This is a genomic window from Streptomyces sp. NPDC043867, assembly GCF_056435845.1.
The window spans coordinates 225,872-229,916 of the sequence record NZ_JBWKDS010000010.1; the positions used below are offsets into that span (position 1 = coordinate 225,872).

Below are 4,045 nucleotides of genomic sequence, written 5' to 3' on the forward strand. Positions count from 1 at the left end.
GTGGGTTGGGTGGTGGAGTCCTCTTGTCGTTTCGTGGTTGGGTGTTGTGTCCGCTTGCGGGGTGGGGGGGGGGGGGGGGGGGGCCTCCCCCCCCCCCCCCCCCCCCCCCAACCCTCCCTCACTGTTTCGCGTGCGGCTCCACCCCGCCCGGTCAGCCCCGGAGGTAGGCCAGCACCGCCAGGACCCGGCGATGGGTGTCCTGCGCCGGAGGCAGGCCGAGCTTGGTGAGGATGTTCCCGATGTGCTTGCCCACGGCGGCCTCGGTGACGACCAGCTCCCGTGCGATCGCCCCGTTCGACCTGCCCTCCGCCACCAGCCCGAGCACCTCCCGCTCCCGGGGCGTCAGCGCCGCCAGCGGATCGCGCCGCCGCCGCAGGAGCTGCCGTACGACCTCGGGGTCGACGACCGTGCCGCCGGCCGCGACCCGCACCACCGCCCGCGCGAACTGCTCGACCTGACCGATCCGGTCCTTGAGCAGATAGCCGACGCCGGTGCCGTCCCCGGTGTCGAGGAGTTCGGCGGCGCAGGCCCGCTGGACGTACTGGCTGAGCACCAGGACCGGCAGCCCCGGATCGTCCGCGCGCAGTGCCAGGGCCGCGCGCAGCCCCTCGTCCTGGAAGCCGGGCGGCATCCGTACGTCCGTGACGACGAGCTGGGGCGCGTGGACCGCCACCGCCTCCCGCAGGGCGTCCGCGTCCCCGACCGCGGCGACCACCTCGTGCCCGAACCGGGTCAGCACCCCCACGAGCCCCTCGCGCAGCAGCACGCTGTCCTCGGCGAGCACGACTCTCAGCGCGGCAGGCACGGTATCTCCAGACTCAGGACGGTCGGCCCGCCGGCCGGGCTCGTGACGGTCAGTGTCCCACCGAGGACCGCGAGCCGGTCGGCGAGACCGGTGAGACCGGTGCCCCGGGCCGGGTCGGCGCCGCCCCGTCCGTCGTCCCGCACCTCCACCCGCAGCCGCCCCCGCGTGTAATGGCCGGTGACGCGGGCCAGTACGGCCCCGCTGTGCCGGCCGACGTTCGTGAGCGCCTCCCGCACCGCGAAGTACGCGGCGGACTCGACGGCCTCGGCGAAGCGGGGCAGTTCGGCCGTCACCTCCACGGGGACGGCGGACCGGTCGGCGGCGTCGGCGATCGCGTCCGCGAGGCCGTAGTCGGCGAGCACCTGCGGATGGATGCCGTGGATCAGGTCCCGCAGCTCGCCGAGGACCCGGTCCGCCTCGTGGTGGGCGGCGTCGAGGCCGGCGGCCAGCTCCGGGGGCGCGTCGAGGCGCAGCAGCCCCAGTCTCATGCTCAGTGCCACCAGCCGCTGCTGCGCGCCGTCGTGCAGGTCCCGTTCGATCCGGCGGCGCTCCGCCTCGAAGGCGTCGACCAGCCGGGCCCGTGACCGGGTCACCTCCGCCAGCCGGCGCTCCGCCTCGCGCGGGGCGAGCAGCAGCCGGGCGAGGTCGGCGCGGGCCCGCGCGTACCGGCCGAGGGGCCACAGCAGGAGCAGCAGGAGTACGGCGCCGGTGACGGCGCAGACGGCCGCCGGGCCGTACCCGTCGATCAGCCACAGTTTGGCGACGCGGGTGTCCCCGCCGGCGAGCGCGAGCTGCACCGGCGCCCCGGCCACGGCCCCGGGGAGGACGACCGCGCCGGTCAGGACGAGCAGGTCGAGCGGCCACAGGACGAGCGCGAACAGGACGGTGTACGCCAGTTCGCGCCAGGTCGCCGGCTCGGTCAGCCGCAGCCGGGCCCAGGCGGCGAGGCCGGGCTCGTCGGGGGTGCGGTGCGGGCTCGCGCGGCCCGGCGGGAGTACGGGCGCCGGGTCGACCAGGCGCAGCCGCCGGCGCTCCAGGATTCCGACGGGCACGCCGGACAGCGCGAGCAGCACCAGCAGGGGCAGGCCCACGAGCAGGGGGGTGAGCGCGACGCCCGTGACGGCGAGCACCAGCAGGCCCACGAGGAGCGGTACGCCGATCATCACACCGGTGACGAGATAGGCGAACGCGCGTATGGCGCCCCGGTGAAGGCTGCTGGTCATGGGCCCACGGTAGGCGGCGCCGCGCGCCGGGGACCATACGCGCAGCGGGCGTACCGGGGGTGGGGCCAGACCTACCCTTGCTGTGGCCCGGGCGTCTGCCCGCGCAGCAGTTCCTCCCGGCCGCGGGCCCGGTACTCCGCCTCCAGCCGCTGCACGTCCGGCTCCCGCAGCCGGCGGTAGGCGCGCTCCCCCGGCGGCCGCCACCAGACGGGGTCCTGGCACCGGAAGCCCTCGCGCCGCAGCGCCGCCCGATGGATCTTGCTGGTGGCGGTGACCGGCATCCGGTCCACGGCCCGGACGAAGCGGGGGGTCATCTTGGTGCCGAGGTCCGGCTGGGCGAGCAGGAACGCGGCGAAGGCGGACGGGTCGAAGGAGGCGGCGCCGTGGCGCAGGGCGAGCGTCGCCATCACCTGGTCGCCCGCGACCGGGTCCGGCACCGCGTGGACCGCGACGGCGGCGGCGTCCGCGTACCGGGCGAGGATGTTCTCGATCATCGCGGCGGCCAGGTTCTCGCTGTCGACGCGCAGCCGGTCGTCGGTGCGGCCCGCGAAGTACAGGTAGCCGTCCGCGTCGCGGTAGAAGAGGTCACCCGTCCAGTACCAGCCGTCGTGCCGCCGGGCCCGGTCCGCGTCGGGGTTGCGCCAGTACCCCTCGAAGGGGTTGGGGCCGCGGTTCACCAACTCCCCTATCGCCGCTTCCCCGTTGAGCAGCCGCCCGTCGTCGGCGAACCGGGCCGCCGGGCACTCCTCGCGGGTGCGGGGGTCGACCACCGCGAGGTCGTCGCCGGGTGCCGCCCGCCCGACGGCGCCGGGCGGCGTCCCGGGGGTCCGCCGGATCGCCGCGCCGCCCTCCGAGGAGCCGTAGCCCTCCACGAGCCGTACGCCGAAGCGGCGTTCGAAGGCCGCCGCGTCGACGGCGCCCGCCTCCGTACCGAAGCCGAGGCGCAGCGGGTTGTCGCGGTCGTCGGGACGGGCCGGGGTCGCCAGGAGGTACTGCACGGCCCGTCCGACATAGGTGAAGTAGGTGGCTCCGCAGGCCCGTACGTCGGTGAGGAACGCGGAGGCGGAGAAGCGCCGGCGCAGTGCGACGCAGGCGCCGGCCGCGAGGGCGGGCGCCCAGTCGGCGATCACCGCGTTGCCGTGGAACATCGGCATGCAGATGTAGTGGACGTCGTCCCGGCCCACCGCGAAGTGGTCGGCCAGTGACCGGCCGGCGGCCGCCAGGCGCCCCTGGGTGCAGACCGCGGCCTTGGGGGCGCCGGTCGAACCGGAGGTGAAGTAGAGGAGGAGGCGGTCGGCGGGGGTGGCCGAGGAGGCGTCGGGCCCGGCGCCCTCGTACGGGGCGAGCAGGGCTGAGTACGCGTCGGTGTCGCTCACCAGGACGCGTACGCCCGGGAGTTCGAGGCCGTCGAGCAGGGGCAGGTGCGCGCGCTCGGTGATCAGCACGCGGCAGTCGGTGTGGCGGATGTCGCGGGCCAGTTCGGGGCCGCGCCGTGTGGGGTTGATCCCGGCGAGGGCGGCCCGGGCGAGGGCGGCCGCGCTCAGCCACAGCGGGTACTCCGGGGTGTTGTCGAGCAGGACGCCCACGTGGGGTTCCGCGCCCGGCGGCAGCAGTTCGGCCAGCAGAGCCGCCCGCGCCGCCGCGCCCGCGGCCACCTGGTGGTGACTGAGCACGCGGCCCTCGAACCACAGTCCCGGCCGGTGGTCGTCCCACCGGTCCCCCACGAGTTCCGCGACGGTACGCCCCATGGACCCCATGGCAGCGCACCATAACTGACGTGTCGTCAGATGGCGATGGCCGCGACGACCGCGGAGGGAGCGAGGGCACGGTCGCGTCGGCGGCGTGCGGGGAACCTACGCGTCCCGCCCGGGTGATCCGCTCAGGGAGTGCCCGGAACCGCGGCCCCCCGGACACCACGTCGTGGGGGGGGGGGGGGGGGGGGGGGGGGGGGGGGGGGGGGGGGGGGGGGGGGGGGGGGGGGGGGGGGGGGGGGGGGGGGGGGGGGGGGGGGGAGGGG

General features: G+C 76.3%; 3 protein-coding genes. All 3 read right to left on the minus strand.

All coding sequences use genetic code 11. From position 1 onward, the window contains the following. Positions 1 to 151 precede the first annotated feature (151 nt). Positions 152 to 805, minus strand: a complete 654-nt coding sequence (locus tag AC069T_RS13230; RefSeq protein ID WP_478782817.1) for a response regulator transcription factor — start codon at positions 803 to 805, stop codon at positions 152 to 154. Further along, positions 790 to 2,028 (minus strand): sensor histidine kinase, encoded by a 1,239-nt coding sequence (locus tag AC069T_RS13235; RefSeq protein WP_478782818.1) that lies wholly within the window; start codon positions 2,026 to 2,028, stop codon positions 790 to 792. The genes AC069T_RS13230 and AC069T_RS13235 overlap by 16 nt, the downstream gene beginning before the upstream one ends. Before the next feature lie 71 nt (positions 2,029 to 2,099). Beyond that, a complete protein-coding gene (locus tag AC069T_RS13240) occupies positions 2,100 to 3,785 on the minus strand; it encodes an AMP-binding protein (RefSeq protein WP_478782819.1) in 1,686 nt (561 codons plus the stop codon). Positions 3,786 to 4,045 lie beyond the last annotated feature (260 nt).